This is a genomic window from Streptomyces sp. SID14515, from assembly GCF_010548505.1.
GTDB lineage: Bacteria > Actinomycetota > Actinomycetes > Streptomycetales > Streptomycetaceae > Streptomyces > Streptomyces caviscabies.
On record NZ_JAAGMH010000112.1, the window covers coordinates 14,740 to 40,501 of the forward strand.

Consider the following 25,762-nt stretch of genomic DNA (forward strand, 5'->3'; position numbering starts at 1 on the left):
ACCCTGCACGGCAGGGGGGCCGCCGGGACAAAGTAGTCTTGAGTCCATGCCCGAACGCCGTACCGTCGCCCTTGTCACTCTTGGCTGCGCCCGTAACGAGGTGGACTCGGAGGAGCTTGCAGGCCGCTTGGCAGCGGACGGCTGGGACCTCGTCGAGGATGCCTCCGACGCGGATGTCGCAGTCGTCAACACCTGTGGGTTCGTCGAAGCCGCCAAGAAGGACTCCGTCGACGCCCTGCTCGAAGCCAACGATCTGAAGGATCACGGCCGCACCCAGGCCGTCGTCGCCGTCGGCTGCATGGCCGAGCGCTACGGCAAGGACCTCGCCGAGGCCCTGCCGGAGGCGGACGGCGTCCTCGGATTCGACGACTACGCCGACATCTCCGACCGGCTCCAGACCATCCTCAACGGCGGCATCCACGCCTCGCACACCCCGCGCGACCGCCGCAAGCTCCTGCCGATCAGCCCCGCCGAGCGGCAGGACGCCGCCGTGGCGCTGCCCGGCCACGCCCAGGAGACCCCGGCCCCGGCCCCCGAGGACCTGCCCGAAGGCGTCGCGCCGGTCTCCGGGCCGCGGGCACCGCTGCGCCGCCGGCTCGGCACCAGCCCCGTCGCCTCGGTGAAGCTCGCCTCCGGCTGCGACCGCCGCTGCTCCTTCTGCGCCATCCCCTCCTTCCGCGGCTCGTTCATCTCGCGGCGCCCCTCGGACGTGCTCCAGGAGACCCGCTGGCTGGCCGAGCAGGGCGTCAAGGAAGTCATGCTCGTCTCCGAGAACAACACCTCCTACGGCAAGGACCTCGGCGACATCCGCCTCCTGGAGACCCTGCTGCCCGAGCTGGCCGATGTGGACGGCATCGAGCGGATCCGGGTCAGCTACCTCCAGCCCGCCGAGATGCGTCCCGGCCTCATCGACGTCCTCACCTCGACGCCGAAGGTCGCCCCGTACTTCGACCTCTCCTTCCAGCACTCCTCCCCGAGCGTGCTGCGCACGATGCGCCGCTTCGGCGACACCGACCGCTTCCTGGAGCTCCTGGACACCATTCGGAGCAAGGCCCCCCAGGCCGGCGCCCGCTCCAACTTCATCGTCGGCTTCCCCGGCGAGACCGAGGCCGACCTCGCCGAGCTGGAACGCTTCCTCACCGGCGCCCGCCTCGACGCGATCGGCGTCTTCGGCTACTCCGACGAGGAGGGCACCGAGGCGGTCGGCTACGAGAACAAGCTCGACGCCGACACCATCGCGGAGCGCCTCGCCCACATCTCCCAGCTGGCCGAGGAACTGACCTCGCAGCGGGCCGAGGAGCGCGTCGGCGAGACCCTCCAGGTGCTGGTGGAGTCCGTCGAGTCGGAGGAGGACGGCGAGGTCGCCATCGGGCGTGCGGCGCACCAGGCTCCCGAAACGGATGGCCAGGTGGTCTTCACCACACGCGAGGGACTCGTGCCGGGCCGTATGGTCGAGGCAAAGGCAGTGGGCACCGAGGGCGTCGACCTGGTGGCCGAACACCACGAGCTTGCGGAGGTAGCCAGATGACGGGAGTCCCGGCATCCGCGGCAGGCGGCTCCGGCGCGAAGCCGGTCCGCGGCGGCAAGCTGGGCACTGCGGCCGTCAACCAGGCCAGCCTGTGGAACATCGCCAACATCCTGACCATGGTGCGGCTGCTGCTCGTACCCGGCTTCGTGCTGCTGCTGTTCCACGACGGCGGATACGACCCGGTCTGGCGCTCCTTCGCCTGGGCGGCCTTCGCCATCGCGATGATCACCGACCTGTTCGACGGTCATCTGGCACGGGCGTACAACCTGGTCACCGACTTCGGGAAGATCGCCGACCCGATCGCCGACAAGGCGATCATGGGCGCGGCGCTGGTCTCGCTCTCCGTTCTGGGCGACCTGCCGTGGTGGATCACCGGAGTGATCCTCGCCCGTGAGCTGGGCATCACGCTGATGCGGTTCTGGGTGATCCGGCATGCGGTGATCCCGGCCAGCAGAGGCGGCAAGCTGAAGACGCTCGCGCAGGGGACGGCGGCCGGGATGTACGTCCTGGTGCTCACCGGACCGCTGGCGACGCTGCGCTTCTGGATGATGATGGTCGCCGTCGTGCTGACGGTCGTCACCGGACTCGATTACGTACGCCAGGCCGTCGTCCTGCGCCGCAAGGGCCTGGCCGCGGAGCGCGCGGCCGCCGCCGAGCGGGCCGCGGAGGCCGTGGAGGCCCTTCAGGCTCCCGCCGGCACCGCGGTCGGCGCCGGTCCGGCCGCCGGTGCGGTGGGCGGTGTGACGGACGTACGCGGTGTGACGGACGTACACAGTGCCGACGTGCGGAGCGCTGACGTACGTGGTGCCGACGTGCGCAGTGGCGCCGAGGCGCGCGACGCCGCGGAGGCCGAGCGGTGACAGCCGCTGCCCGGGTGCTCCGGCTTCTCGGAGCGCGGGGCGAGACGCTCGCCGTCGCCGAATCGCTGACGGGCGGCCTGGTCGCCGCCGAGCTGACCTCCGTACCCGGCGCTTCCCTGTCCTTCCGGGGATCGGTGACGGCGTACGCCACCGCCCTGAAGCGGGACGTCCTGGGCGTCGACGGGGCCCTTCTGGCGGAGCGCGGAGCCGTGGACCCCGAGGTCGCGCTGCAGATGGCGGCCGGTGTGCGGCGGGTTCTCGACGCGGACTGGGGCGTCTCCACCACGGGGGTCGCGGGGCCGGAACCCCAGGACGGGCAGCCGGTCGGCACCGTCCACGTCGCCGTGGCAGGACCCTCCGGCATCGAGAAAGTGACGGCACTGCGGTTGAATGGTGGGAGGGCGGATATCCGTACTGAGAGTGTGCGAAGCGTCCTCGAACTGCTCGCGAACGAACTCGGTGAGAATGCGCGGGCACAGGATACGGAACAACACGGGGGGAATTGATGTTTGCAGCCCTGAGTGAACACGACATCGCTCCCCGCACGGCCGCAGCACAAGGCGGTACGGTAGGGCGTGAAGGATGCGGCTACGCGGTCCGAGGAGGGAGCCACCGATGATTCTGCTCCGTCGCCTGCTGGGTGACGTGCTGCGTCGGCAGCGCCAGCGCCAAGGCCGTACTCTGCGCGAAGTCTCCTCGTCCGCCCGGGTCTCGCTCGGTTATCTCTCCGAGGTGGAGCGGGGGCAGAAGGAGGCATCCTCCGAGCTGCTCTCCGCGATTTGCGACGCGCTTGACGTACGGATGTCCGAGCTCATGCGTGAGGTGAGCGATGAGCTCTCGCTCGCTGAGCTGGCCGAGTCGGCAGCTGCCAGTGATCCGGTCCCAGTACCGGTTCGTCCCATGCTCAATTCCGTCTCCGTCTCTTCGGTCGCAGGTGTGCCGTCGGGACGGGTGACCATCAAGGCGCCCGCGGAAGCGGTGGACGTCGTCGCCGCCTGATCCACGCGGCACAGTTGCTCGACCGGAGTCCCGGTCGGCCCCTGACGGGGTCGGCCGGGACTTTTGCGTTCCGGGTGTGAGGCGGGGGCCAGTGGGCACACGGAGGACAAGGCCCGCATGACCGTTTTGGTTCAAATGTGCCATCGTGGGTGATGCACCGAGACGGTCAGTGAAAGCTGACGGATGGGAGTAGCGCACATGTCTGTGGTCAAGAGCACGTTGTCCGAGGGCGATCTCAAGGTCGTGGGAACAGCGCTGCAAGGCGCTCTGGTCGACCTCGTCGACCTCTCCCTGGTGGCCAAGCAGGTCCATTGGAACGTGGTCGGTCCGCGCTTCCGCTCCGTGCACCTTCAGCTCGACGACGTCGTCGTCACGGCCCGGCAGCACTCCGACACGGTCGCCGAGCGTGCCTCGGCGATTGGGGTCAACCCGGACGGGCGCTCCGGCACGGTCTCCAAGGAGACCGCCATCGCGTCCGTGCCCGAGGGCTGGATCAAGGACACCGACGCCGTGCGGATCCTGGTGGACGCGCTGGGCGTGGTCATCGGCCGGATGCGGGAGCGCATCGAGGCGACCGACGAGCCGGACCCGATCACCCAGGACCTGCTGATCGGGCTGACGGCGGAGCTTGAGAAGCATGCCTGGATGTTCCAGGCGGAAAGCGCCTGACCGGCGTCCGAGGGACGTCCGACCGGCGTCTGAGCGGCGTCTGAGCGGCGTCTGAGTGATCCGCGTGATCCGAGTGACCGAAGAGATAGGGAGCGACATCGTGAGTGGTGACAGCGCCATGGACAAGCTCAAGGGCAAGGGCAAGGAAGCGGTCGGCAAGCTGACCGGCGACCGCCGCAAGGAGGCCGAGGGCAAGACCGATCAGGCCAAGGGCCGGGCCAAGGACGCGGTGGACGAGGCCGGCGACCGTGCGAAGGGCGTCAAGGACTCGCTCAGCAGCGACGACGACAGGTAGTCAGTCCTTCGGCCCTGCGGCCCTGTGAAGGCTTACCAGGGTTTGCGCGGCATCGGAGTGCCCCCGCCGAATCGGCGGGGGCACTCCTGTGTGGGTGGCCCTTCGGCCGGACGTTCTGGATGCACCGCCGCCGCGGCCAGGGGAAACTGCCGGAAAGGACGTCAGCCGCGGGAGGCAGCGATGAAGCGGCGTTGGGTGCCGGCGCTGGTCCTCGGCGGGCTGTGGTGGTGGGCGGTGCTCCGGCTGGTGCTGCAACCGGATCAGGCGGGGCTGGTGGAGGGGGCGGTGGCGGCGGGCGGCTGGGGGCTGAGCCTGTTGCCGGTCCATGTGGCGTCGATGGGGACGGTCGGGCCGTCGGGGTCGGTGCGTCCGTCGGGGCCGGCCGGTTCGGTGGGTCCGGTGGGGTCAGCGGGTTCGGTAGGTCCGGTGGGGTCAGCGGGTCTGGTGGGGCTGTCGGGGCGGTCTCGGCGGTGGGGGCGGCTTGTCGGGCTGTTCACCAGGGCATGGCGACGCCGCCGTTCGGGCGGAGGATCTGGCCGGTCATGAAGGCCGAGGCGTCCGAGGCCAGGTGCAGCACGGTGTGGGCGACGTCCTCGGGCTCGCCGACCCGGCCCAGTGGGGAGATCCGGGCCATCGTCGCCTCCGCCCGGTGCTGACCGGCGGCATCGTGCCGGTCGGTCATCGGCGTACGGATCCAGCCGGGCGCGACGGCGTTCACCCGTATGGCGTGGGGCCCCAGCTCGGTGGCGAGCGTCTTGGTGAGCTGCACCACGGCGGCCTTCGCGACGCTGTAGCAGAGCAGGCCCGCGCTCGCGGAGTCCACGGCTCCGGACGCCATCGTGATCAGCGAGCCGGGGGCGGAGCGGGCTCTCATGGAGCGGGCCACTTCCTGGCAGGCGTACAGCACCCCTTTGAAATTGACCGCCAGCACCCGGTCCAGGTCCTCGTCCGCCGTCTCCAGCACGCTGCTGGTGTGCATGATCCCGGCCACCGCGACCAGGATGTCGAGCTGCCCGGCCGTTTCGACGGCCGCCCGGACCTGGTTGCGGTCGGTGACGTCGAGGGGGTGCGTACGGGCGGTGCCGCCCGCGTCGGCGATCCGGTCGTACGTCCGGCGCAGGCCCGTCTCGTCACGGTCCGCGCAGTGCACCGTGGCTCCGGCCTCCGCGAGCAGCAGGGCGCTCGCCCGCCCGATACCGCTCGCCGCACCCGTGACGAACGCGGCGCGGCCCGTGAGGTCGTACGCGGAGAGGGACATGACGGGACCGTACGACCGGATCTGACGGGGCGTCAACTAGGGGGTCGGGCCTGATTGGCAGCCGGGGCACCAGTAGGTGGGCCGGTCGTCCTGGTCGGCGAGGCGGATCGGGGTGCCGCAGCGCAGACAGGGGCGGCGGGCGCGTCCGTAGACGTACAGCCGCTCCCGTACGCGAACGGGCGGCCGGGTACGGGAGCGGGCGGCGGCCGGTCCGGGGCTCGGGGCCGGGCTCGTGTCCGGTCCCGGCGGGGTGCGGAGTTCGGAGGTGATGGTCGTGGTGCGGGTGGGGCGGTCGCGGTTGGCGTGCAGCAGGCGCTCGGCCAGGGTGACGAGGCGGGGGAGTACGCCGTCGGGGAGGGCGCCCACGGGGAGCCAGGGGGTGACGCGGGCCAGGAAGCACAGCTCGCACTTGTAGACATTGCCGATGCCCGCCAGATTGCGCTGGTCCAGGAGCGCCTCGCCGAGAGGGCGCTCCGGTGCGGCGAGCAGCCGGTCCAGGGCGAGGCCGGGATCCCAGTCGGGGCCCAGCAGGTCCGGGCCCAGGTGGCCCACGGCCCGGCTCTCCTCGCTGGTGCGCAGCAGTTCCAGCACGGGGAGCCGGTAGCCGACCGCGGTGTGCTCCGCGTTGCCGAGGATCGCGCGGATCTGGTGCCCCGGACCGCCCCGCCAGCGCTCGTCCGGGGCGTACACCCGCCAGGAACCGTCCATCCGGAGGTGGCTGTGCAGGGTCAGACCGCCCTCGATCCGGGTCAGCAGGTGCTTGCCGCGCGCGGTGACGTCCAGGACGGTACGGCCGGTGAGGTCGGCGGTGGCGAAGCGGGGGACGCGCAGGTCCGACCGGGTCAGCACCTGCCCCGCCAGCGCCTCGTGCAGCCGGGCGGCGGTCTGCAGGACGGTGTCTCCTTCGGGCATGCCTCCATGATGGGTGCGCCGGGGCGCCCGTGCGTGTGCCGGGGGCGCCCGTGCGTCGTCCCGTGTCCGCCGACGGACGAGGGCCCCATGCCCGCCGACGGGCCGGGGAGTGGTCCGGTGACCCGGGTCAGGCACGCAGACGCAGGCTTCTGGGGGTGGCGAGGAACCTGGGTCAGGCGCGCAGACGCAGGCCTCTCGGGGTGGCGAGGAACCCGGCCGCCTCCAGCGTCCGGCCCAGCGGCGAGGTGAGGGAGGAGACGCCGTTCGTCCGCTCCACCGTCACCGTGCCCAGGGCGCCGGCACGGGCCGAGGCGGCCAGCGCCTCGGCCGCCGCGCGCAGGGCGGGGGCCTCGGGGTCGGACGGCCAGGCCAGGAGGGTCTTGCCGCCGCGCTCCATGTAGAGCGTCAGCTCACCGTCGACCAGGACCACCAGCGCCCCCGCCTTGCGGCCCGGCTTGTGTCCGGCGCCGTCCGGGGACTCCGGCCACGGCAGGGCCGCGCCGTACGCGTTGGCCGGGTCGGCGGCGGCGAGCACCAGCGCCTGGGGTGCGGTGTCCGGATCGCGGCGGTCCCGTGCGGTGGACGCCGCCCGCAGCCGGTCCACCGCGCCGTCCATCGCGAACTGGGCGGCTCCCAGCCCCTCGACCACATAGCCGCGCCGCGCCTGCCCGTTGTCCTCGAAGGCGGCCAGAACGCGGTACGTCGCGGAGAAGCCGCCCTCCACCCCCTCGGCCTGCACCGCGCCCCGGGTCACCACGCCGTGCCGGTCGAGGAGGGTGCGGGCCAGGGCATGGGCGCGGTGAGTCCGTTCCGGTTCGACCGGAGGGAGCAGGGACCAGCGGCCCGAGACCGTGGGCGGGCCGGTGCGGGACGCGGGGCGGGCGGCGGCGGTGAGCGAACCGTAGCGCCCGCGCGGGACGCTGCGCCGGGAGCGGTGGGCGGTTGAGCCCGCCGTCCGTCCCGAGCCCAGCAGCGAACGCAGCGGGGCCAGTGTGTCGTTGGTCAGCCGCCCGGACCAGGCCAGGTCCCACAGGGCGTCGGCCAGCTGCTGGTCCGTGCAGTCCGGGTGGGTGGTGGCCCGGATCTGGTCGGCGATCTGGCGGAAGAAGAGGCCGTAGCCGCCGGAGAGCGTGGTGAGCGCGGACTCGTGCAGCGCCGACAGCTCCAGAGGGTGTGGCGGAGGCAGCAGCAGCGGTGCGCTGTCGGCGAGGTAGAGGGAGACCCAGCCGTCCTTGCCGGGCAGCGCCCCCGCCCCGGCCCAGACCACCTCGCCCGTGGTCGTCAGCTCGTCGAGCATCGCCGGGTGGTAGCCCGTGACACGGCTCGGCAGCACCAGCTTCTCCAGCGCCGACGCGGGAACGGGCGCGCCCTGGAGCTGCTCGACGGCTCGGGCCAGCCCGTCGATGCCCCGCAGACTGTTGGAGCCGAAGTGCTGCCACTGGGGGAGGAAGGAGACGAGAGCCGCGGGCGGCACCGGCTCCAGCTCCTGGCGGAGCGCCGCCAGCGAACGGCGGCGGAGCCGGCGCAGCACTGTGGCGTCGCACCATTCCTGGCCGATGCCCGCCGGGTGGAACTCGCCCTGGACGGTCCTGCCGGAGGCCGAAAGACGTTGCAACGCACCGTCGGTGACGGCGGTGCCGAGCCCGAAGCGCTCGGCGGCCCGGGCCGCGGTGAACGGGCCGTGCGTCCGTGCGAAGCGGGCGAGGAGGTCGCCGAGCGGATCCTTCACGGGCTCGGTGAACGCCTCGGGAACGCCGACCGGAAGCGCGGTGCCCAGGGCGTCGCGCAGCCGGCCCGCGTCCTCGATCGCCGCCCAGTGGTCGGCGCCGGCGATCCGGACCTGGATCGCCCGCCGGGCCGTCGCCAGCTCCGTCGCCCAGGACGGCTCGGCGCCCCGCTCCGCCAGCTCGGCGTCGGTGAGCGGACCGAGCACACGCAGCAGATCGGCCACCCCCTCGACGTCCTTGATCCGCCGGTCCTCGGTGAGCCACTGCAACTCCCGCTCCAGCTCGGTGAGGACCTCGGGGTCGAGCAGTTCGCGCAGCTCCGCCTGGCCCAGCAGCTCGGCGAGGAGATGGGAGTCCAGGGAGAGGGCGGCGGCGCGCCGCTCGGCGAGCGGTGAGTCGCCCTCGTACAGGAACTGCGCCACGTAACCGAAGAGGAGCGAGCGGGCGAACGGCGAGGGCTCCTGGGTGGTCACCTCGACCAGCCGCACCCGGCGCGCCTCCAGGTCGCCCATCAGTTCCGTGAGCCCGGGGACGTCGAACACGTCCTGGAGGCATTCGCGGACGGCCTCCAGGACGATCGGGAACGAACCGAACTCCGAGGCGACCTGGAGCAGCTGCGAGGCCCGCTGGCGTTGCTGCCAGAGCGGGGTGCGCTTGCCGGGGGAGCGGCGGGGCAGCAGCAGGGCGCGCGCGGCGCACTCCCGGAACCGGGCGGCGAACAGGGCCGAGCCGCCCACCTGGTCGGTGACGATCTGCTGGACCTCGCCCTGGTCGAAGACGACGTCGGCGGCCGCCACCGGGGGCTGGTCGCTGTCGTACGCCACGGCCCCCGGCACCGGTCCGCCGTTGCCGGTGTCCGGGGTGGGCGGGGTGTCGAAGTCGAGCAGATCCAGGCCCATCATGTCCGCGTCGGGCAGCCGCAGCACGATGCCGTCGTCGGCGTGCATGACCTGGGCGTCCATGCCGTACCGCTCACCGAGGCGGGCGGAGAGGGCGAGCGCCCACGGGGCGTGCACCTGGGCGCCGAAGGGGGAGTGCACGACGACCCGCCAGTCGCCCAGCTCGTCCCGGAACCGCTCGACCAGGATCGTCCGGTCGTCCGGAACATGGCCGCAGGCCCGGCGCTGCTCGTCCAGATAGGCCAGGATGTTGTCCGCCGCCCAGGCGTCGAGTCCGGCGGCGAGCAGGCGCAGCCGGGCGTCCTCGTCGGACAGGCCGCCGATCTCACGGAGGAAGGCGCCGAGGGCGCGGCCGAGCTCCAGCGGGCGGCCCAGCTGGTCGCCCTTCCAGAACGGCAGCCGGCCCGGAACGCCCGGGGCCGGCGAGACCAGGACCCGGTCGCGGGTGATGTCCTCGATCCGCCAGGACGTGGTGCCCAGGGTGAAGACGTCGCCGACGCGGGACTCGTAGACCATCTCCTCGTCCAGCTCGCCGACCCGGCCGCCGCCCTTCTTCGGGTCGGCCCCGGCCAGGAAGACACCGAAGAGGCCGCGGTCCGGAATCGTGCCGCCCGAGGTGACGGCGAGCCGCTGCGCGCCGGGGCGGCCCGTGACCGTACCCCCGACCCGGTCCCAGACCACCCGGGGGCGCAGCTCCGCGAAGGCGTCGGAGGGATAGCGTCCGGCGAGCATGTCGAGCACGGCGGTGAACGCCGACTCGGGGAGCGAGGCGAACGGGGCGGCCCGCCGGACCAGGGCCAGCAGATCGTCGGCCTGCCAGCTGTCCAGGGCCACCATGGCGACCAGCTGCTGGGCCAGCACGTCCAGCGGATTGGACGGGATGCGCAGCGCCTCGATGGCCCCTTCGCGCATCCGCTCGGTGACGACGGCGGCCTGCACCAGATCGCCGCGGTACTTCGGGAAGACGACTCCGGTGGAGACCGCGCCCACCTGGTGCCCGGCCCGCCCCACCCGCTGGAGGCCGGAGGCGACGGAGGGCGGGGACTCCACCTGGATCACCAGGTCGACCGCGCCCATGTCGATGCCGAGCTCCAGGCTGGAGGTGGCGACCACGGCGGGCAGCCGGCCCGCCTTGAGGTCCTCCTCGACCTGGGCCCGCTGTTCCTTGGAGACCGAGCCGTGGTGGGCGCGGGCCAGCAGGGCGGGGGCGCCCCCGCCCGCGCCGGACTGGGCCATGACCTCCGCCGGGGCATGGGCCTCCGGGAGGGCGGGGGCCGGGTTGTCGGGGTCGAACGCGGTGCCGGTCGCCCGCTCGTACGCGATCTCGTTCAGCCGGTTGCAGAGCCGCTCCGCCAGTCGCCGGGAGTTGGCGAAGACGATGGTGGAGCGGTGCGACTGCACGAGATCGGCGATGCGCTCCTCGACATGCGGCCAGATCGAGGGCTTGTCCGCCTGGCCGGAGTCGCCGTCGGTGGCGGGGGAGCCGCCCAGCTCGCCCAGATCCTCGACCGGGACGACGACCGAGAGATCGAACTCCTTGGTGGACCGGGGCTGGACGATCTCCACCTTGCGCTGCGGCGACAGGAAGCGGGCCACCTCGTCGACCGGCCGGACCGTCGCGGACAGGCCGATGCGCCGGGCGGGGCGGGGCAGCAGCTCGTCGAGACGCTCCAGGGAGAGGGCGAGATGGGCGCCGCGCTTCGTCCCGGCGACCGCGTGCACCTCGTCGAGGATCACCGTTTCGACTCCAGCCAGCGCGTCCCGGGCGGAGGACGTCAGCATGAGGAACAGCGACTCGGGTGTGGTGATGAGGATGTCCGGCGGTCTGGTCACCAGGGAGCGCCGCTCGGCGGGCGGGGTGTCCCCGGACCGGATGCCGACCCGCACCTCCGGCTCCGGCAGCCCCAGGCGCACCGACTCCTGGCGGATGCCGGTCAGCGGCGAGCGGAGGTTGCGCTCGACGTCGACCGCGAGGGCCTTGAGCGGGGACACGTACAGCACGCGGCAGCGCTTCTTGGCCTCGGCGGGCGGCGGCCCGGCCGCCAGCCGGTCCAGCGAGGCGAGGAACGCGGCCAGGGTCTTCCCGGAGCCGGTCGGCGCGACGACCAGGACATCGCTGCCCTCGCCGATGGCCCGCCAGGCGCCCTCCTGCGCTGCGGTGGGCGCGCTGAAGGCCCCGGTGAACCAACCGCGGGTCGCGGGCGAGAAGGCGTCGAGAGCGGAGCCGGTCATGTCCCCCATCGTGCACCCCGCCACTGACAACCGGCCGGAACGACCGCCCGCGACAGCCCGCTCACACGGTGGCACACGGCCGGGACCTGCGAGAATGTCCCCATGACGGGAGCGGACGGCACGGCGGAATGGGCGCGGCACTGGCAGTACGCCGCCCTGCCCGACCTCGATCTGCTGCGCGCCCGGTACGTCCGCCACACCTTCCCCCGGCACAGTCACGAGGGCTACGTCTTCGGAGCGGTCACCGGCGGTGTGGAGGACGTGGGGCTGCCGGGCGGCACCGTCCACGCGGTCCCCGGAACCGTCGTCATGATCAACCCGGAGGTGCCGCACACCGCCCGCTCCGGGGCGCCCGAAGGCTGGGCGTACGCCACGCTCTACCCCTCGGCCCAGGTCGTCAACGACATCGCCGCCGAGGTGACGTCGTTGCGCGGCACGGTCGGTTTCGCCGAGAGCCGGGTGACCGATCCCCACGCGTCCCGGCTGATCACCGAGGTGCACCGGGCCGCGGAGGAGGGCAACGCACTGGCGGCCGACAGCCTGCTGCGGGTCCTGGTCACCCGGCTCCTCAGCCTGCACGGCAGCCCCTTGCCCGGACTGACCGCGCACGCCGGGGGCGCGCGGAACGCCGTACGCGCCCGGGCCGCGCTGGAGGAGCGCATGGCGGACCCGCCCACGCTGGAGACGCTCGCCGCGGAGCTGGGCACCGGCCCGTTCGCGCTGCTGAGGGCCTTCAAGAAGGAGTACGGGATGCCGCCCCACACCTGGCTCACCGACGCCCGGGTGCGCAGGGCCCGCCGCATGCTCGACGCCGGTGTCGCCCCCGCCGAGGCCGCGACCGCCGTCGGCTTCACGGACCAGCCGCACCTCAATCGCCACTTCACCCGGATCGTGGGGGTGCCGCCCGGCGCCTACCAGCGCGAGCGCGGGGTGCTGCGGCCCGGTCGGTAAGTGCGACGACGTAGAGCTTGGCGAGCGCGCCAACGTACTCGTCGGTGAGCGCACCAACGTACTCGTCGGTGGGTGTGCGAGCGCGTACTGCTGGCTGGTGGGTGTGCAAGAACGTACAAGACCCGGCCCGAACGACCCCCGTAGCGTTCCGGGCGTGGCAGAACAGACAGCACCCCCAGAGAGCACCGGCGCACCCGGTGCCATATCCGCCGGTCCGCCCGGCCCGGCGGCCGAGGTCCGACCGGACAAGCCGGACGCGGCGGTCGTCCGGGACGCGCTCGGTGTCGGCATCGCCGTCGGGCTCTCCGGCTTCGCCTTTGGCGTCACCTCCGCCGGCTCCGGCCTCAGCCTGCTCCAGACCTGCGTCCTGAGTCTTCTCGTCTTCACCGGCGCCTCGCAGTTCGCCCTGGTCGGCGCGCTGGCCGCGGGCGGCAACCCCTACACCGCGGCGGCCGGGGCGTTCTTCCTGGGCGTGCGGAACGCCTTCTACGGTCTGCGGCTCTCCCAGCTGCTCGCCCTTCCCCGTGCGGTACGGCCCTTCGCCGCCCACTGGGTCATCGACGAGACGACCGCGGTCACCCTGCCGCAGCCCACCCGGCGGGCCGCGCGCATCGGCTTCACGGTCACCGGGCTCACCCTGTACGTGCTGTGGAACCTCACGACCCTGGTGGGCGCTCTGGGCGCCGAGGCGCTGGGCGACACCGACGCGTGGGGCCTGGACGCGGCGAGTCCCGCGGTCTTCCTCGCGCTCCTCGCGCCGATGCTCAAGAGCACCACCGAACGCGTCACGGCGGGCCTGGCCGTTCTGCTGGCCCTGACGCTGCTGCCCGTTCTGCCGGCCGGTGTGCCTGTTCTGCTGTCGGCGCTCGCGGCGCCGATCGTCCTCTTCCTGATGGGACGTGCGAAGCGGGGAACGGACACCGAGGACGACGCGGTGACACAGCGGAAGAAGGGTGGGCGGCGCTCATGAACGTCTGGATCGCCATCGGACTGACCGTGGTGGGCTGCTACCTCGCCAAGCTCCTGGGCCTGCTGGTGCCCGCGGGCGCGCTGGAGCGACCGCTGGTCCAACGGATGGCCGCTCTGCTGCCCGTGGCGCTGCTGGCGGCTCTCACCGCACAGCAGACCTTCGGCGACGGCCAGCAGCTCGTCCTCGACGCCCGTGCCGCGGGTCTCGGGGCGGCCGCGCTCGCCCTGGTCCTGCGTGCTCCCTTCCTGGTGGTCGTCGGTGCGGGCGTCCTGGTCACGGCGGTCGTACGCGCGTTGGCCTGAGCGGGCGAGCCAGCGCCTTCCGCTCGGCCGGCCGCGCACTTCCGCGGTGGTCAGCCGAGCGGGCGACCGTACGAGCGGAGCGTCTCCAAGGCTCTGAGCGTCACCAGAGGGCGTCCTTCCAGCGCGGTTCCCGGGGCCCACTGGCGCCAGGTCACGGGCCACCCGCCGTCGTCCCGCTGCTCGGCGGCCAGGTGGTCGAGCGAGCGCTCCAGCTCCTCGTCCGTGAACCAGCGGCGGGCCAGCGACCCGGGCGTACGGGCGTAGTCGTGCGGGAAGTGGTGCTCGCCCGGGGCGTACCCCGTCGCCACCGGGTACTCCGCCCGCCGGGCGGGATCGAGCACCGCGAGCCGCTGTTCGCGCACCAGGCGGCCGAGCCGGTCGGCCGCCGCCTCGGCGCGGGCCCGGTCCGGGGCGCCGTCCAGAAAGGCGACCGCGGCCTCGACCTCGTAAGGATGGGACTGTTCCAGAGCCTCGACGGCACTCCAGCAGAAGTCCGTCGCCCGGAACAGCCAGGCGTGCCACACCTGATTGCCGTGCAGCAGCCCGACGACCGGTCCGGTCGCGAGCAGCTCCGCCGGCGGATCGTCCACGATCGGGATGAACGGTGCCGCGGGATAGCCGCGCTGGGTGGGCAGCAGAGCCGGCAGTGCGCCTTCTTTGGTTGACACATCGGTCAGATAGCGACAGATCCGTTCCACGCGCTGTCCGTCGCAGCGGCCGATCGAGTCGAGAACGCTCAGCGCGTGGGCGGTGTGCAGCGGCTGGCTGACCGGACCCCGGAGGTCCGGTTCCAGCGCGTGACCGTAGCCGCCGTCCTCGTTCAGATAGGCGCAGAGGGCCGTCTCGACGGCGTCGGGATCTCCGCCGAGGAAGCCGTGAACGAACCTGCGCTGTTCGAGGACGCGGGCCGTGAGCCAGATGAACTGCTCGGCGCGGGCGAGGGTGTTTGCTCCGGTTCCAGCCATGGACCGACCGTAGAGGGGAATGGCGCCTGGCATGTGCCCGGCGGACAGGCTGCACTCTCAGGAGCGGGATACTGGTGGCATGCGGTTGACGATTTTCTGGGAGCGGATGGCCGACCACTTCGGTGCGGCGTACGCGGACTCCTTCGCCCGTGACCATGTGATGGCCGAACTCGGCGGCCGCACGGTGCACCAGGCCCTGGACGCGGGCTGGGACGCCAAGGACGTCTGGCGCGCGGTCTGCGCGGCCATGGACGTCCCGGCGGACAGGCGCTGAACAGGAGAGGTCGACCCGGGGCGGGGGGACCGGGAGCGGGCGGGATGGGCCAGACTTGTCCCGTGCCATCGACAGACGAGACCGTCCCGGTCCAGCCGTCCGACTCCCCGCCCGCCCCGCCGGCCGCGCCACCCGCGCCGCCGTCCGGTGCCGGTGGGGTCCGTATGCCCGGCTGGCTGCCGCGTGCGATGGTGCTGGCCCTGGCGCTCTACGCCTGCTTCCAGCTCAGCAGCTGGGCGTTCGACCAGCTCATCGGGTTGCTGACGAATGTGCTGATCGCGTTCTTCCTCGCGCTCGCCATCGAACCCGCGGTCGGCCGGATGGCGAGTCGCGGCATACGCCGGGGGCTGGCCACGTTCCTCGTCTTCCTCGGCGTGATGATCTTCGGGGTCGGGTTCGTGGTGCTGCTGGGGTCGATGCTCGCGGGTCAGATCGTCGACATGGTCGACGAGTTCCCCAAGTACATCGACTCGGTGATCAACTGGGTCAATCAGACCTTCCACACCGAACTCTCCCGGGTCGAGGTCCAGGACAGCCTGCTGCACTCCGACTGGTTGCAGAAGTACGTCCAGAACAGCGCCACCGGAGTGCTCGACGTCTCCACCACGGTCATCGGCGGGCTGTTCCGGCTGCTGACGATCTTCCTGTTCTCGTTCTACTTCGCGGCCGACGGGCCCCGGCTCCGCCGCGCCCTGTGCTCCGTCCTGCCGCCTGCCCGGCAGACCGAGGTGCTGCGCGCCTGGGAGATCGCGGTCGACAAGACCGGCGGGTACATCTACTCGCGCGGTCTGATGGCGTTGGTCTCCGGCGTCGCGCACTACATCCTGCTGGTGATCCTCGGGGTGCCGTACGCCCCGGCGCTCGCGGTCTGGGTCGGACTCGTCTCGCAGTTCATCCCCACCATCGGCACGTATCTCGCGGGCGCTCTGCCCATGCTGATCGCCTTCACGGTCGACCCCTGGTACGCGGTGTGGGTGCTCGGGTTCGTGGTGATCTACCAACAGTTCGAGAACTATGTGCTCCAGCCCAAGCTGACCGCGAAGACCGTCGACATCCACCCCGCGGTCGCCTTCGGATCGGTCATCGCCGGCACGGCCCTGCTCGGCGCGGTCGGTGCGCTGGTCGCCATTCCCGCCGTCGCCACGCTCCAGGCGTTCCTCGGCGCCTATGTGAAGCGGTACGACGTCACCGACGACCCACGTGTGCACGGGGGAAGCAGCCGCGTTGCGAGGAGGCCGTTGCCGTCACGGATACGCCGTCTGGTGAACGGCCGCGGGGGAGCGGAGGGCGGGCCGCCTCGGCGGTAGCCGGTCGCGTCGGGCGGCCTCGGCGGTAGCCCGTCACACCGGGCCGCCTCAGCGGTAGCCCGTCACGTCGGCCGGCAGGCCCGGGTCCTGGACCTCGGTCAGATACCGCCAGGCGTCGGGCCGGCTCCCGTCCACATCGGTGAAGCCGTACACCTGGGCGAGCTGCCCGCTGGAGAGCGATCTGCCGTTCCAGCGGGCCACCTCGGGATCGCCGGCGAGGGCGGCCACGGCGCGGCCGACGTACGCGGGGGACTCGGAGATCGCGAAGTGGGGCGCGTGCGCCACGGCGTCGCGCCAGGTGGCCTCGGTCACCCCGTGGGCCTGGAGCATGGCCTCGGACCGGAGCCAGCCGGGAGTGAGCGCCACGGCCGTCGCGCGGTGCGGCGCGAGTTCATGGCCGAGGGCGAAGGCCATGCGGTTCACCGCGGCCTTGGCCAGGTCGTAGAAGAACGAGACGCGGTAGTGGGTCGCGTTGTACTCGTCCGTCCCGTCGGTCATCTCGACGACCAGGCCGCCCGGTGTCTCGATCAGCAGCGGCAGCGCGAAGTGGCTGGTGATGGCATGGGTGTCGACGGCCAGCCGCAGGGTGCGCAGCCCGGTGTCGAGCGACGACTCCCACACCGGCTTGTCCCACTCGATCTCGGCGCCCCAGATGTCGTTCACCAGGATGTGCAGGGCCCCCTGCTCGCTCGCGATGCGGGCCACGAGCGCCCTGACCCGGTCGGGAACCAGATGGTCGACCTGGACGGCGATGCCCCGTCCGCCCGCCGCGTCGACCAGGGCCGCGGTCTCCTCGATCGTCTCGGGCCGGTCCATCTCGGAGCGCTCGGACCCGCTCGTACGGCCGGTCACGTACACGGTCGCCCCGGCGGCGCCGAGCTGGACGGCGATCCCGCGACCCGCCCCGCGGGTGCCTCCGGCGACGAGCGCCACACGACCGGCCAGGTCGGACCCGGGGGCCTGCCCGCTGTGGGGTGTTCCGGGTTCCGCAGTCGCTCCCATAACGATCGAATATAGGGCGATACGCCGATCCGTGCAGGCGGTCGGCGGCAGGTCAGGACAGTACGCGGTAGGTCACATGGGTCACCGAGTCCGCCGCGTGCGCCTCCACCTGTTCGAGATTCAGCGACGGCACGCCGTCGAAGAGGCGGGTGCCGGCGCCGAGTGTGAACGGCACGATGTGCAGCCGCAGCTCGTCGATCAGGCCAGCGGCGAGGTACTGGTTGATGGTCCTCGCACCGCCGTGGATCGATACATCGCGGTCTCCGGCCGCCTCTCGGGCCCGGTGCAGCGCGGACTCGACGCCGTCGGTGACGAAGTGGAACGTGGTGCCGCCGTCCATCGGCTGCGGGTCGCGCGGATGGTGGGTGAGCACGAAGACCGGTGCGTGGTACGGAGGGTTGTCGCCCCACCAGCCCTTCCACTGCCGATCCCACGCGCCGCGCACCGGGCCGAACATGTTGCGGCCCATGACGAAGGCGCCGACCGTCGCCAGCCGGTCGAGCTGGGCCTGTCGCAGCTCCGGCGTCGCGAACATCCAGGAGTGCAGCCGGTCGCCCCAGCCGTCGCCGCCGTCGTCGCCGAACGGACGCTGCTCGCTCTGATCGAGCCCGGCCGAGTAGCCGTCGACGGAGATCGAGAGTTCGCAGGTCACCCTGCCTGTATGTCCGGTCATTGTGTCGTCCTCCCGGGCGACCTTCCGTCGCCCGTGTGATGAACCGCCGATGCGGCTGTTGTGGCTTTCACAGGGTGGACCGCTCCGGGCCCGCGAACTCATCGCCCCGCGGGGTCGCCGTTCCCGCGTGGTGCGCTTGACACTAAAATCGAACATCCATTCTGATGGGATTCCGGCCGGGTTTTCCCGGGCCCGACCGTGGAGTTGTCCACAGGCCGGGAGGACGTCGAGGCCCATTGTCAGTGGCAGGGGTTAGCGTCTGTGACGTGAAGCGATCGACTCAAGCAAATCGGGTGGAACCCATGGCAGGAAACGACCGCGAGAAGGCGCTGGACGCCGCACTCGCACAGATTGAACGACAGTTCGGCAAGGGTGCGGTGATGCGCCTGGGTGAGCGGCCGAACGAGCCCATCGAGGTGATCCCCACGGGGTCGACCGCTCTGGATGTGGCGCTCGGCGTCGGCGGTCTGCCGCGCGGCCGTGTGGTGGAGGTGTACGGGCCGGAGTCCTCCGGTAAGACGACGCTGACGCTGCACGCCGTGGCGAACGCGCAGAAGCTCGGCGGTTCGGTGGCGTTCATCGACGCCGAGCACGCGCTGGACCCGGAGTACGCGAAGAAGCTCGGCGTCGACATCGACAACCTCATCCTGTCCCAGCCGGACAACGGTGAGCAGGCGCTGGAGATCGTCGACATGCTGGTGCGCTCCGGCGCCCTGGACCTGATCGTGATCGACTCCGTGGCGGCCCTGGTGCCCCGCGCGGAGATCGAGGGCGAGATGGGCGACTCGCACGTGGGTCTGCAGGCCCGTCTGATGAGCCAGGCGCTCCGCAAGATCACCAGTGCGCTCAACCAGTCCAAGACCACGGCGATCTTCATCAACCAGTTGCGCGAGAAGATCGGCGTGATGTTCGGCTCGCCGGAGACCACCACCGGTGGCCGGGCGCTGAAGTTCTACGCCTCGGTGCGTCTGGACATCCGGCGTATCGAGACGCTGAAGGACGGCACCGACGCGGTCGGCAACCGTACCCGCGTCAAGGTCGTCAAGAACAAGGTCGCGCCGCCGTTCAAGCAGGCGGAGTTCGACATCCTCTACGGCCAGGGCATCAGCCGCGAGGGCGGACTGATCGACATGGGCGTCGAGCACGGCTTCGTCCGGAAGGCCGGCGCCTGGTACACGTACGAGGGCGACCAGCTCGGCCAGGGCAAGGAGAACGCCCGCAACTTCCTCAAGGACAACCCCGACCTCGCCAACGAGATCGAGAAGAAGATCCTGGAGAAGCTGGGTGTCGGCGTCCGTCCGGACGCCGAGACGGGCGAGCCCGCCGACGCCGCCGCCGCGACCGCGGCACCTGCGGCCGACGGGGCGGCGAAGTCGGCGACCACCGCGGCCGCCAAGGCCAAGCCGGCCAAGACCGCGGCGGCCAAGAGCTAGGCCGTGACACGTCGTACGGAGTGGCCGGGCAGCCCTGCCGAGCCCGGCGGCGGCGACCTCGAATCCGGTTACGGCCCCGCCGACGGGCCGGAGGAGGGCGCCGGGGCGCGGTCCGGGCGCCGCTCACGCGGTGGACCGGGCGCCGGGAGCGGATTCGGCGAAGGGGCGGGCCGGCGTGCCCGCTCCGGCACCAGAAGCAGCGGCTCCCCTTCCTCGTCGAGGGCCGAGAAGGGGGAGCCGCGAGACCCGGTCGAGCAGGCGCGCAACATCTGCCTGCGCCTGCTCACCGGGACGCCGCGTACGCGCAAGCAGCTCGCGGACGCCCTGCGCAAGCGGGAGATCCCGGACGAGGCGGCCGAAGAAGTGCTCGCGCGCTTCGAGGACGTCGGGCTGATCGACGACGCGGCGTTCGCCGGGGCATGGGTGGAGTCCCGGCACCACGGCCGGGGGCTCGCGCGCCGTGCCCTCGTCCGTGAGCTGCGGACGAAGGGCGTGGACTCCGCCGTGATCGACGAGGCGGTCGGGCAGCTCGACGCGGATCAGGAGGAGGAGACGGCCCGCGAGCTCGTGGCCCGCAAGCTCCGCTCCACGCGGGGCCTGGACCGTGACAAGCGGCTGCGCCGTCTGGCGGGGATGCTCGCACGCAAGGGATACGGGGAGGGCATGGCCCTGCGGGTGGTGCGTCAGGCGCTGGAGGAGGAGGGCGAGGACACGGAAGGTCTGGACGAGCCCTTCTGAGGCATGGCCTGGACGAGCCTTTCCGAGGCCTGGACGCGTCTTTCGAGGAGAGCGGGGCCGGATCGGTCCGGCGGCCGGTCAGTGGCCGGCCGCGGCCGCGCGGCGGGCGGCCCCGTCGACGAGGGCCAGCGCGTCCGCCGCGGTGCGGCCCGGCGCGCGGTTCCACGGGCCGATCAGCCCGGGCCAGCCCTGCGCGCGCAGCTCCGTGATCAGCCAGGCGCCGGCCCGGTCCACGGTGTCGAGGGAGCCGTAGCCGAGGCGGTGCGCGGAGATCAGGGCGCCGCAGACGCAGCGTGCGCCACGGGCGGTCCGCAGTCGGTACGGGGTGTTCTGCCAGCCCCACTCGGCCAGGATCTGCCGCGCGTAGCCGAGATGGGTCGAGGGGCGCAGATCGCCCTGCCCGACCCGTCGCCAGAGGTGGACACGGTCGGGCAGCATCGCACCCAGCCGCCCGGGCAGCGGGCGCTCGTGCGGAGGTGGAGCGGGCAGCGCCCGCAGGGAGTCGTCGACGAGCCGGTCCACGGGCACCGACAGCAGGCTCCGCCAGTCGAAGGGGCCCGCGGGCGACGGTTTCCCCGGACCGGCGGGGGTGGGCGAGGGCTCGGGGGCGGTGTACTCCCACCCCGTGACGATCTGCTGCCACGCCTGGGTGTCGTGCAGCCGGGAGGCCTGGTCGTCGAGCTGTTCCGGGGTGAGGACAGCGATCGCCATGAGTGCGTCATCTCCGTACATTTCGGTCCTCTGTGTGAGGCGAATGTCGGTCACGCACGGCGATTGCTCTAGTGGAACGTGGCGTTCGGGTGTGCGACAGCCGGGGCCCGGCACCCGAACGCAGGTGTCAGGCCCCGGGTCACAGGCTCCGGGTATCAGGCCCAGGTGAGAGGCCCAGGTGTCAGACCCTGGGGGTCAGGCTGAGGCGACCGGGAGTCCCGCGGCTCGCCACGCCTGGAAGCCGCCGATCAGATCGGTGGCCCGGTGCAGGCCCAGCTGCCGCAGCGAGGCGACCGCGAGGCTGGAGGCGTATCCCTCGTTGCAGATGACGACGACCTGGAGGTCGTGGCCGACGGCCTCGGCGGCGCGGTGGCTGCCCTGGGGGTCGAGCCGCCATTCCAGCTCATTGCGTTCGACGACCAGCGCGCCCGGGATCAATCCGTCCCGGTCGCGGAGCGCCGCGTACCGGATGTCCACCAGCAGGGCCCCGGCCTCCGCCGCCGCGGCGGCCTCGGGCGGGCCGATCCGGTCGTAGCCGGCCCTGACCCGCTCCAGCAGTTCGTCGATGCCCACCGGCGGCGGGGCATCCTTCACGGCCTCGTTCCGGTTCGCGTCCCGGTCGGCGCTCACTGCCAGTCCTCCGGGCGCTCGGTCTGCTCCAGGCGGAGCACCGCACCGGTGCGGCTGAACCGGCGGATCCGCGGCAGCGGCGGGTAGTAGGCGTGGACGGAGACCGCGTGGGTGTCGGTGGACTCGTTGAGGACCTCGTGGACGTGGTTCTGACCGAACGCCCGGCCCTGACCGGTCGCCAGCACCCTCGACCGGTCCACCCCCTCCGTCAGCTCCAGCGTCTTCCAGCCGTCGGTGGGCAGCCGCACGGCCAGCGAGTGCTCCTTGAGGGCGCCGGAGGCGGTGGTGAACGCGCCGAACGAGTCGGCGTGGTCGTGCCAGCCGGTGCCGGTGCCCGGCGGCCAGCCGATCAGCCACGCCTCGCTGCCGCCCGGTCCGTCGAGCCGGATCCAGGTGCGGCCTTCCGGATCCAGGGGGAGCGAGGCGATGAGTGCCTCGTCCCGGGCGGTGTCGCGGACGAAGTCCATCAGTTCCGCGACCGTCGGCGCGGTGGCGGAGGACCCGGTGGTGGAAGCTCCGGCGGCGGCCACGGGGGCGGAAGGAGAAGGAACGGAGGCAGCCGTGGGCACGGCGGAGTGAAGGGAAGACACGAGGACCGTCCTGAGAGTTCGCGTGGGATCCCGGCCGTGCGGAAGAGCGGCACGGTCCGGCAGAGGGAAGCGATTCAGCAGGACGGGCGACACACGCAGCCCGCGTAACGGACGAGGTCCATATGGACCCTCCGCCACAGGCGCACATCGGTGTCGGTCATGATCTGGAGTACACCACGCGCGCCTGTGCCGGTCAATCGGTCAGGTGATCGCGGCGGTCCCATCGGCGTGGACCCGCGCCCGGGTTCGGGGTTGCTGCTCGCGGCCCGCGCCTCGTTCGCCCTCGCCGTCCTCCGGATCCGCGGGCTCCCGCGTACCGCGGGGCGCACCGCCCAGCGCGGCCCGTGCCGCCGTGTACAGCTCCGCGGGTCGTACGCCGCCGAAGGCCGCCACCAGGTGTCCGTCGGGCCTGACCAGCAGGACGGTATGGGCCGATGCCCCCGGATAGCTCTCGGCGACCAGCAGCTCCGTGGTCCCCGGGAGCGCCGCGACGGCGTCCGTGAGGCGGGGCATGATGCCGGCCGTCCGCCAGTGCCGCCGGTCCCAGACGCCGGTGCCCGGCGCGACCAGGATCACCAGCGGATGGCCCTGCCCGAGCCGCTCCCGCAGCCGCGTCGTCGTTCCGTCCGGCGCCGTCACCGTCACATCGGCGACCGGCGCACCGGGGGGCGTACCGACCACGGTGTGCGCCTCGGAGTGCGGAGGTGAAAGGGGGGAGTGCGAATACGAAGGGGGCGCACCGAGGGCTCCACAGCCCAGATGGCCGTCGGTGAGCAGGGTGTCGTGACCGCGTGCGGCGCCCGGGACCAGGGTCCGCAGGCCGCCTCCGCCGCGCAGTATCGGCAACGACTGGTCGGCGGCGCGCAGCCGGGCGGCCACCGCGGCCCGGCGCTCCGCCTGGTAGCTGTCGAGCAGCTGCTCGGCCGGCCCGTGGTGCCAGGCGTGGGCCAGCTTCCAGGCCAGGTTCTCGGCGTCCCGGAGCCCCTCGTCCAGCCCCTGCGTGCCCAGGGCGCCCAGCAGATGTGCCGCGTCCCCCGCCAGGAAGGCCCGCTGCTTGCGCCAGCGCCGGGCGAGCCGGTGGTGGAGCGTGTGGACGCCGGTGTCCAGCAGTTCGTACGCCGGGGTCTCGCCGCACCAGCCGGCCAAGGTGTCGCGGATGCGGATGATCAGGGCTTCGGGGGTGACCAGCTCACCGCGCGGCGGCAGCAGCCAGTCCAGCCGCCAGACGCCGTCCGGCAGCGGCCGGGCGGAGACCTCGCCGCCCCCGGTCCGCCAGGGGGGCTGCCGGTGCAGAACGGCCTCGTCGGGCCAGGGCAGTTCGGCCCGGAGGGCGGCGACGGCATGCCGCTCCACCGCCGTACGACCGGGGAACCGGATGTCCAGCAGCTTGCGCACGGTCGACCGGGCGCCGTCGCAGCCGACCAGATAACTCCCGCGCCACCAGGTCGATCCCGGCTCCCGGGTGTGCACCGTGATGCCGTCGGGGTCCTGCTCCAGCGTGTCGATCCGGCTCATCGGCGCCAGCTGGACCAGCGGTTCCTTGTCCACCGCCGCACGCAGCGCGCCGCTCAGCGCGTGCTGCGGAACATGGAGCGGCGCGGGAAGGAGCCCGGGGAGCGGCTCCTCGGCCTCTTCGTGCCTCCGGCCCCCGCTCAGCGGCACGTCCCGGACCAGCTGCTTCCGGCGCATCGAACGCCACCCGGCCCAACGCAGCCCGACCCGGTCCAGCTCCCGGCAGCCGAGACGTCCCACCAGGTCGGCGGTGTCCTCGCGCAGCACGACCGTGCGCGCGGGACGGGGCTCCTCCGTGCCGGGGCCCTCGTCGAGAACGACCGAGGGGACGCCCTGGGCGGCGAGAGCCAGCGACAGCGTCAGGCCGACGGGCCCGGCGCCGACGACGATCACCGGGTCCACGGCGCGTACCCTCCGGCCCGTACGGTCATGCGGAACGTGGCATAGGAAGCCGGGTGCGTGATCACAGAACGTATGCAACCCACTGGTGGTGCTTGCGTCAAGTGACCGAGGCAGCGACGCGTGCGCCGCTGCCTCGAATGCTCCTGCAGGGAAGGGCCGTCAGGGCCCCGGAGCGGTCAGCCCTTCGTCACTCAGGCCCCACCGGTACCGTCGCCCGTGGGGCCTGCGCCCCCTGCGCCCCCCACGTTCGAGTCGGGCACCGCACCCACCACCGGGATGCTCGGGGTCTGGACGCCGGGCGCCACCTTGATCCCGGTCTTCGCCCGGCGGCCGCGCTTCTCGATCCAGGTCGCCAGGGCCGAGAGCAGCAGACACATCGCGATGTAGATCGCGCCGATGACGATGGTCGTGGAGACGTAGGGGTAGATGCCGTTCACCTGCGTGTTGGAGGCGATCAGACGCGCGGTCTGGAGCAGCTCCGGGTACAGGATGATGAAGCCGAGCGAGGTGTCCTTGAGCGTCACCACGAGCTGGCTGATGATCGTCGGCAGCATCGACCGGACGGCCTGGGGCATCAGAACGGTCGTCATGACCTGCGTCTTGCTCATACCGAGCGCGTACGCGGCCTCGCTCTGGCCCTTGGGGACCGAGTTGACACCGGCCCGGAGCACCTCGGCCTGCACACAGCCGTTGTAGATGGACAGACCCGCGGCCAGTGCCCACATCGAGTAGTCGGTGAGGAAGCCGACCCAGATGGCGTAGATGGTGATCAGGAGCGGCAGCGAGCGGAACAGCTCGATGAAGGCGGTCGCCGCCCAGCGGATCGGCTGGTGGTCGGAGAGCCGGCCCACCGCGAGCAGTACACCGAGGACCAGCGAGCCGATCGCGGCCAGCCCGAAGGCCTTGAGCGTGGCCACCAGGGCGTCGGCGATGTTCTGCCGGATGCCCGCGTAGTTGAAGATGTCCCACATCTCGGGCGCCAGGTGGCCCTTGTCGGCCAGGCGCAGCAGGCTCACGACGACCAGCGCCGCGATGGCGAGCGTGCCGACGACGGCGTAGATCCGGTTGCGGACGACGGCCTTGGGGCCCGGGGCGTCGTAAAGAACGCTGGCGCTCATCGGGCGACCTCCATGCGACGCTCCAGCAGCCGGAAGAGGCCGCTGATGGTAAAGGTGACGACCAGGTAGCCGAGGGCCACCCAGATGAAGACGGGGACGATGTCGTAGCCCTTGTCACTCATCAGCTTCTGCCAGCCGAACAGTTCGGTGTTGCTGAAGGCGCCGGCGATCGCGGAGTTCTTCGTGAGCGCGATGAAGATGCTGCTCAGCGGCGGGATCACCGTCCGCGTCGCCTGGGGGAGCACCACGATCTGCAGGGTCTGGGCGAACGTCATGCCGATCGAGCGTGCGGCCTCCGCCTGGCCCAGCGGCACGGTGTTGATGCCGGAGCGGACGGCCTCGCAGACGAAGGACGAGGTGTAGAAGCCGAGGGCCAGGGAGCCGAGGACGAACGGGCTCATCCCCGGGAAGAGGATCTCCGGCACCACGAAGAAGAAGATCAGGAAGAGCAGGGTCAGCGGGGTGTTGCGCATCAGCGTGACCCACGCGGTGCCGAAGTACCGCAGCGGCGGCACCGGCGAGACCCGGAATCCGGCGACGACTACACCGAGGACCAGGGCGATAAGCGAGCTGACGGCGGTGATCGACACAGTTCCTATGAAGCCGTCGCGGAACGCTGGGAAATTGTCGAGCAGTACGTTCATGAGGTCTCCGCGTCGGCGGTCATCGGCATCGGGGCAGGGGAAGGAGCGCCCCGTACGCCCGCCGCCCCCGGGGAGCGGGGTACGGCGGCGGCGTACGGGACGCCTGGGTCAGTCGCGGGGCGTCGTGGCGGGTGTCGGCGTTCGGGCGCCCGACGGTGCCG

26 protein-coding genes are annotated in these 25,762 nt (G+C 72.1%); 14 read left to right on the forward strand and 12 right to left on the reverse strand.

Annotated features, from left to right (window positions below; genetic code table 11):
- The first annotated feature begins 46 nt into the window (after positions 1-46).
- The 7 genes from rimO to G3I54_RS39725 all read left to right on the forward strand — a co-directional run bounded on the left by rimO (position 47) and on the right by G3I54_RS39725 (position 4,897).
- Positions 47-1,528 carry a 30S ribosomal protein S12 methylthiotransferase RimO gene (gene rimO / locus G3I54_RS26395; protein WP_164617772.1) on the forward strand — a complete coding sequence of 494 codons (1,482 nt, stop codon included), beginning with the start codon at positions 47-49 and terminating at the stop codon, positions 1,526-1,528.
- Positions 1,525-2,388, forward strand: coding sequence for a CDP-diacylglycerol--glycerol-3-phosphate 3-phosphatidyltransferase (gene pgsA / locus G3I54_RS26400; RefSeq protein ID WP_164617775.1), 864 nt, complete (start codon positions 1,525-1,527; stop codon positions 2,386-2,388). Before rimO ends, pgsA begins: the two co-directional genes overlap by 4 nt.
- The gene (locus G3I54_RS26405) at positions 2,385-2,894 is read left to right on the forward strand and encodes a CinA family protein (protein ID WP_164617777.1); all 510 of its coding nucleotides are present in this window, start codon (positions 2,385-2,387) and stop codon (positions 2,892-2,894) included. Before pgsA ends, G3I54_RS26405 begins: the two co-directional genes overlap by 4 nt.
- Before the next feature lie 109 nt (positions 2,895-3,003).
- On the forward strand, positions 3,004-3,387 hold the full coding sequence (locus G3I54_RS26410) for a helix-turn-helix transcriptional regulator (protein WP_003965837.1): 384 nt from the start codon (positions 3,004-3,006) through the stop codon (positions 3,385-3,387).
- A gap of 198 nt (positions 3,388-3,585) precedes the next feature.
- Positions 3,586-4,056: a DNA starvation/stationary phase protection protein gene (locus tag G3I54_RS26415; RefSeq protein WP_164617779.1), complete on the forward strand. Its 471-nt coding sequence runs from the start codon at positions 3,586-3,588 to the stop codon at positions 4,054-4,056.
- A gap of 118 nt (positions 4,057-4,174) precedes the next feature.
- Complete coding sequence (locus tag G3I54_RS26420; RefSeq protein ID WP_164617899.1) at positions 4,175-4,351, forward strand: CsbD family protein; 177 nt, start codon at positions 4,175-4,177, stop codon at positions 4,349-4,351.
- A gap of 180 nt (positions 4,352-4,531) precedes the next feature.
- A complete protein-coding gene (locus tag G3I54_RS39725; protein WP_164617782.1) occupies positions 4,532-4,897 on the forward strand; it encodes a hypothetical protein in 366 nt (121 codons plus the stop codon).
- On the opposite strand, the gene G3I54_RS26430 is transcribed toward G3I54_RS39725, so the two are convergent.
- From G3I54_RS26430 to G3I54_RS26440, 3 genes are all read right to left on the reverse strand, one after another.
- On the reverse strand, positions 4,845-5,609 hold the full coding sequence (locus G3I54_RS26430) for an SDR family NAD(P)-dependent oxidoreductase (RefSeq protein ID WP_164617785.1): 765 nt from the start codon (positions 5,607-5,609) through the stop codon (positions 4,845-4,847). The two genes, G3I54_RS39725 and G3I54_RS26430, sit on opposite strands and share 53 nt — an antisense overlap.
- Positions 5,610-5,645: 36 nt before the next feature.
- The gene (locus tag G3I54_RS26435) at positions 5,646-6,521 is read right to left on the reverse strand and encodes an Fpg/Nei family DNA glycosylase (RefSeq protein ID WP_164617787.1); all 876 of its coding nucleotides are present in this window, start codon (positions 6,519-6,521) and stop codon (positions 5,646-5,648) included.
- 172 nt (positions 6,522-6,693) lie between these two features.
- The gene (locus G3I54_RS26440) at positions 6,694-11,379 is read right to left on the reverse strand and encodes a DEAD/DEAH box helicase (RefSeq protein WP_164617790.1); all 4,686 of its coding nucleotides are present in this window, start codon (positions 11,377-11,379) and stop codon (positions 6,694-6,696) included.
- Positions 11,380-11,481: 102 nt separating this feature from the next.
- On the opposite strand from G3I54_RS26440, the gene G3I54_RS26445 reads away from it, so the two are divergent.
- From G3I54_RS26445 to G3I54_RS26455, 3 genes are all read left to right on the forward strand, one after another.
- Positions 11,482-12,330, forward strand: a complete 849-nt coding sequence (locus tag G3I54_RS26445) for an AraC family transcriptional regulator (protein ID WP_164617794.1) — start codon at positions 11,482-11,484, stop codon at positions 12,328-12,330.
- Positions 12,331-12,484: 154 nt separating this feature from the next.
- Entirely contained in the window at positions 12,485-13,300 is an 816-nt protein-coding gene (locus tag G3I54_RS26450) for an AzlC family ABC transporter permease (protein WP_164617797.1), read from the forward strand.
- Positions 13,297-13,602 (forward strand): AzlD domain-containing protein, encoded by a 306-nt coding sequence (locus G3I54_RS26455; protein WP_164617800.1) that lies wholly within the window; start codon positions 13,297-13,299, stop codon positions 13,600-13,602. The genes G3I54_RS26450 and G3I54_RS26455 overlap by 4 nt, the downstream gene beginning before the upstream one ends.
- A gap of 50 nt (positions 13,603-13,652) precedes the next feature.
- Here G3I54_RS26455 and G3I54_RS26460 read toward each other — a convergent pair whose 3' ends face one another.
- A complete protein-coding gene (locus tag G3I54_RS26460; protein WP_164617803.1) occupies positions 13,653-14,567 on the reverse strand; it encodes a hypothetical protein in 915 nt (304 codons plus the stop codon).
- Positions 14,568-14,646: 79 nt separating this feature from the next.
- Between G3I54_RS26460 and G3I54_RS26465 the strand changes: the two genes are divergently transcribed.
- On the forward strand, positions 14,647-14,841 hold the full coding sequence (locus G3I54_RS26465; RefSeq protein ID WP_164617806.1) for a DUF3046 domain-containing protein: 195 nt from the start codon (positions 14,647-14,649) through the stop codon (positions 14,839-14,841).
- A gap of 164 nt (positions 14,842-15,005) precedes the next feature.
- Positions 15,006-16,148 (forward strand): AI-2E family transporter, encoded by a 1,143-nt coding sequence (locus G3I54_RS26470; protein ID WP_164617902.1) that lies wholly within the window; start codon positions 15,006-15,008, stop codon positions 16,146-16,148.
- Between the two features lie 48 nt (positions 16,149-16,196).
- Here the strand turns inward: G3I54_RS26470 and G3I54_RS26475 are convergent, their stop codons facing one another.
- Both G3I54_RS26475 and G3I54_RS26480 read right to left on the reverse strand, forming a co-directional pair.
- Positions 16,197-17,150 (reverse strand): SDR family oxidoreductase, encoded by a 954-nt coding sequence (locus G3I54_RS26475; RefSeq protein WP_239144583.1) that lies wholly within the window; start codon positions 17,148-17,150, stop codon positions 16,197-16,199.
- Between the two features lie 52 nt (positions 17,151-17,202).
- Positions 17,203-17,823: a dihydrofolate reductase family protein gene (locus G3I54_RS26480; RefSeq protein WP_164617809.1), complete on the reverse strand. Its 621-nt coding sequence runs from the start codon at positions 17,821-17,823 to the stop codon at positions 17,203-17,205.
- Positions 17,824-18,125: 302 nt separating this feature from the next.
- Between G3I54_RS26480 and recA the strand changes: the two genes are divergently transcribed.
- Together recA and recX are read left to right on the forward strand one after the other, a co-directional pair.
- A complete protein-coding gene (gene recA / locus G3I54_RS26485) occupies positions 18,126-19,256 on the forward strand; it encodes a recombinase RecA (protein WP_164617811.1) in 1,131 nt (376 codons plus the stop codon).
- A 3-nt stretch (positions 19,257-19,259) separates the two neighbouring features.
- Positions 19,260-19,994, forward strand: coding sequence for a recombination regulator RecX (gene recX, locus G3I54_RS26490; RefSeq protein ID WP_164617813.1), 735 nt, complete (start codon positions 19,260-19,262; stop codon positions 19,992-19,994).
- Positions 19,995-20,072: 78 nt separating this feature from the next.
- Here recX and G3I54_RS26495 read toward each other — a convergent pair whose 3' ends face one another.
- The 6 genes from G3I54_RS26495 to G3I54_RS26520 form a co-directional block, all read right to left on the reverse strand.
- Complete coding sequence (locus G3I54_RS26495) at positions 20,073-20,705, reverse strand: hypothetical protein (RefSeq protein WP_164617816.1); 633 nt, start codon at positions 20,703-20,705, stop codon at positions 20,073-20,075.
- A gap of 195 nt (positions 20,706-20,900) precedes the next feature.
- Positions 20,901-21,335: a rhodanese-like domain-containing protein gene (locus G3I54_RS26500; RefSeq protein WP_343240424.1), complete on the reverse strand. Its 435-nt coding sequence runs from the start codon at positions 21,333-21,335 to the stop codon at positions 20,901-20,903.
- Positions 21,332-21,925 carry a cysteine dioxygenase gene (locus G3I54_RS26505; protein ID WP_164617819.1) on the reverse strand — a complete coding sequence of 198 codons (594 nt, stop codon included), beginning with the start codon at positions 21,923-21,925 and terminating at the stop codon, positions 21,332-21,334. The genes G3I54_RS26500 and G3I54_RS26505 overlap by 4 nt, the downstream gene beginning before the upstream one ends.
- Before the next feature lie 201 nt (positions 21,926-22,126).
- Complete coding sequence (locus tag G3I54_RS26510; RefSeq protein WP_164617822.1) at positions 22,127-23,839, reverse strand: FAD-dependent monooxygenase; 1,713 nt, start codon at positions 23,837-23,839, stop codon at positions 22,127-22,129.
- Between the two features lie 191 nt (positions 23,840-24,030).
- On the reverse strand, positions 24,031-24,957 hold the full coding sequence (locus G3I54_RS26515) for an amino acid ABC transporter permease (protein ID WP_164617825.1): 927 nt from the start codon (positions 24,955-24,957) through the stop codon (positions 24,031-24,033).
- Positions 24,954-25,601 (reverse strand): amino acid ABC transporter permease, encoded by a 648-nt coding sequence (locus G3I54_RS26520; protein ID WP_164617828.1) that lies wholly within the window; start codon positions 25,599-25,601, stop codon positions 24,954-24,956. Before G3I54_RS26520 ends, G3I54_RS26515 begins: the two co-directional genes overlap by 4 nt.
- Positions 25,602-25,762: the final 161 nt, after the last annotated feature.

Coding starts and splice junctions, on each gene's coding strand:
- G3I54_RS26465 (WP_164617806.1), top strand. CDS start 14,647: ATGCGGTTGACGATTTTCTGGGAGCGGATGGCCGACCACTTCGGTGCG.
- rimO (WP_164617772.1), top strand. CDS start 47: ATGCCCGAACGCCGTACCGTCGCCCTTGTCACTCTTGGCTGCGCCCGT.
- G3I54_RS26460 (WP_164617803.1), bottom strand. CDS start 14,567: ATGGCTGGAACCGGAGCAAACACCCTCGCCCGCGCCGAGCAGTTCATC.
- recA (WP_164617811.1), top strand. CDS start 18,126: ATGGCAGGAAACGACCGCGAGAAGGCGCTGGACGCCGCACTCGCACAG.
- G3I54_RS26470 (WP_164617902.1), top strand. CDS start 15,006: ATGCCCGGCTGGCTGCCGCGTGCGATGGTGCTGGCCCTGGCGCTCTAC.
- G3I54_RS26520 (WP_164617828.1), bottom strand. CDS start 25,601: ATGAACGTACTGCTCGACAATTTCCCAGCGTTCCGCGACGGCTTCATA.
- G3I54_RS39725 (WP_164617782.1), top strand. CDS start 4,532: ATGAAGCGGCGTTGGGTGCCGGCGCTGGTCCTCGGCGGGCTGTGGTGG.
- G3I54_RS26495 (WP_164617816.1), bottom strand. CDS start 20,705: ATGGCGATCGCTGTCCTCACCCCGGAACAGCTCGACGACCAGGCCTCC.
- G3I54_RS26515 (WP_164617825.1), bottom strand. CDS start 24,957: ATGAGCGCCAGCGTTCTTTACGACGCCCCGGGCCCCAAGGCCGTCGTC.
- G3I54_RS26480 (WP_164617809.1), bottom strand. CDS start 17,823: ATGACCGGACATACAGGCAGGGTGACCTGCGAACTCTCGATCTCCGTC.
- G3I54_RS26440 (WP_164617790.1), bottom strand. CDS start 11,379: ATGACCGGCTCCGCTCTCGACGCCTTCTCGCCCGCGACCCGCGGTTGG.
- G3I54_RS26435 (WP_164617787.1), bottom strand. CDS start 6,521: ATGCCCGAAGGAGACACCGTCCTGCAGACCGCCGCCCGGCTGCACGAG.
- G3I54_RS26475 (WP_239144583.1), bottom strand. CDS start 17,150: ATGGGAGCGACTGCGGAACCCGGAACACCCCACAGCGGGCAGGCCCCC.
- G3I54_RS26415 (WP_164617779.1), top strand. CDS start 3,586: ATGTCTGTGGTCAAGAGCACGTTGTCCGAGGGCGATCTCAAGGTCGTG.
- G3I54_RS26430 (WP_164617785.1), bottom strand. CDS start 5,609: ATGTCCCTCTCCGCGTACGACCTCACGGGCCGCGCCGCGTTCGTCACG.
- G3I54_RS26410 (WP_003965837.1), top strand. CDS start 3,004: ATGATTCTGCTCCGTCGCCTGCTGGGTGACGTGCTGCGTCGGCAGCGC.
- G3I54_RS26445 (WP_164617794.1), top strand. CDS start 11,482: ATGACGGGAGCGGACGGCACGGCGGAATGGGCGCGGCACTGGCAGTAC.
- pgsA (WP_164617775.1), top strand. CDS start 1,525: ATGACGGGAGTCCCGGCATCCGCGGCAGGCGGCTCCGGCGCGAAGCCG.
- G3I54_RS26455 (WP_164617800.1), top strand. CDS start 13,297: ATGAACGTCTGGATCGCCATCGGACTGACCGTGGTGGGCTGCTACCTC.
- G3I54_RS26420 (WP_164617899.1), top strand. CDS start 4,175: ATGGACAAGCTCAAGGGCAAGGGCAAGGAAGCGGTCGGCAAGCTGACC.